Genomic DNA, 924 nt, shown 5'->3' on the forward strand with positions numbered 1-924 from the left:
CTAGCTCCCGATGACTTCGAAGCACTCACATCAGCTACACTGACCAAAGCAGCATAGCTAACCCCGACGTGTCCACTTTCCGGGGGTCAGGCCCATGCGTTGCGCATTAAAGTCCGTGACGGTGGCAGGGTTGTCAACAAGTCTGCCTATATGGCTATCGGCGTGGATTTAGATGGCATCAAGCACATTTTGGGCCTATGGATTGCTAAAGAAGAAGGCGCATCGTTTTGGGCACATGTATGTGCCAACTTATCTGACCGTGGGGTCAAAGACGTCTTTATTGTCTGCTGTGACGGGCTGAAAGGCTTGCCGCAGGCTGTAGAGGCAACCTGGCCGAATTCGATGGTCCAAACCTGTATCGTGCATTTAATTCGCGCTGCCAACAGGTGGGTATCTTATGGTGACCGCAAGAGCGTATCAGCAGCGTTGAAGAAGGTGTATACGGCTACTGATGAATCCACGGCAGAAGCGGCGTTGAAGGAATTTTCAAAGTCTGCACTGGGTGTGAAGTACCCTCGGTCGGTCAAGGTCTGGGAGGATGCGTGGGATAGATTCGTGCCATTTTTGCAGTTTCCTCCAGCGGCTAGGAAGGTTATCTATACGACGAATTCGATTGAATCGTTTAACAATCAGCTGCGTAAAGCCACGCGTAACCGGGTCCAATTTACTAATGATGATTCTGCGTTAAAGACGCTGTGGTTGATGATCTGCAATATTGAAGACAAACGAGCCTTAAAGAGGGCGAAACAAGGCAAACGGGCCTCAGCTACAGCCAGCAGGCTCGTGGAAGGAGCACGAGTATCCGGCTGGAAACAAGCCATCAACCAAATGGCCGTGGCCTTTCCCGACGGTCAAGTCCGGTGGAGTGGTGTATCTGTCCTTCCTGAATCTGTGAATCGGGGGACAGTGTCAGGGTCGGTGTTG

General features: G+C 51.6%; 1 pseudogene. It reads left to right on the plus strand.

Annotated features, from left to right (window positions below):
- Positions 1-96: 96 nt before the first annotated feature.
- Positions 97-849: pseudogene (locus ABRP88_RS11360) on the plus strand (IS256 family transposase); the annotation flags it as partial.
- Positions 850-924: the final 75 nt, after the last annotated feature.

Source organism: Corynebacterium sp. KPL2734 (assembly GCF_040225595.1).
In the GTDB taxonomy this organism is placed as follows: domain Bacteria; phylum Actinomycetota; class Actinomycetes; order Mycobacteriales; family Mycobacteriaceae; genus Corynebacterium; species Corynebacterium rhinophilum.